Source organism: Hwanghaeella sp. LZ110, from assembly GCF_048892525.1.
In the GTDB taxonomy this organism is placed as follows: Bacteria; Pseudomonadota; Alphaproteobacteria; order UBA8366; family Aestuariispiraceae; genus Pacificispira.
Window position 1 is genome coordinate 1 of record NZ_JBLZHT010000025.1, and the last position, 1,036, is coordinate 1,036.

Genomic DNA, 1,036 nt, shown 5'->3' on the forward strand with positions numbered 1-1,036 from the left:
TCCGAGGGAATGGGCCAGACCGCTATATCAGGCGTGAGATTCCGCCCGTGACCACCGCTACTCCGGCCACCTGCTGGCGTCCGCCTGGATGAAACGCCGGGCTCTATGTTCGCGGCGCGCGGGATACTCGGTAGGCTCACCTTTACGCGCACGCGCGTCCACAGATAGCCGAGGAGAATCAAATGGCTCACCCTCACCCGTTCATCAAGGTTGTCGCAGAGGGCAGGCTCTATGACACTGAAGCGTTCAGCTTCGGATTCCACATCGTGCAGGCTCCGACGATCGCTGAGGATCAACTGCCCGCTGTGACCCAGGAGCTCGCAGACAAGATCGGGAACGTCGTGCGCACCTACTTCAACAGTGCAGCGCCCGACGGCCTCGCCATCACGAACAAGGCGCAGCTCCAGCGCGTCAAGGTGAACCGGGTCGGCCGGGACGGCCGCTACATGGAAACCAACAGCCTCGAACACGTCGTAAACCCGGCCATCGCGGGGCGCTCCGATGTGACGCCGCCCCCACAGCTCGCGTTGGCTGTGTCGCTGATCGGCAACGAGAACCCGCGAGGGCTCGCCGGGCGCGGCCGGTTCTACCTGCCCCCGATGGCCGGCCTATCATCGGTCACGGGCGACGGCAAGATCAGCCCGCAGTACATCTCGCTCGTCGTCTCCGCGACGCAGAAGCTCATCCGCGACGTCAACGCCCTGTTCAACGGCCTGGGCGCTCAGTACGCCTATGTGGGGAACACCTCGAGCGGCTCCGGCAATCGCCCTGGTCGCCAGCAGGTGGTCTCCGAGATTCGTGTAGGCAACGTGTGCGACACAGTCCGGTCCCGCCGCCGCTCCCTCCAGGAGAACTACACCGTGGGGACCATCTAATGCCGGCTCCCCTCCCGACGACGGGGCAGAAGATCACAGAACTCAGCGAGCGGCTCGTGCGCCATGTAGCGATGTACGAGCGGGCGCTGATGCGCTTCAACCTGGACGTGATTTATCGCGAGCTCGCGATCATCACCGATGGCGCCCAGGAGCTAAGAGGA

At 64.3% G+C, this 1,036-nt stretch carries 1 protein-coding gene; it reads left to right on the forward strand.

The window, feature by feature from the left end:
- The first annotated feature begins 182 nt into the window (after window positions 1–182).
- On the forward strand, window positions 183–875 hold the full coding sequence (locus ACOSDM_RS20035; protein ID WP_420726307.1) for a hypothetical protein: 693 nt from the start codon (window positions 183–185) through the stop codon (window positions 873–875).
- The last annotated feature ends 161 nt before the right edge of the window (window positions 876–1,036 follow it).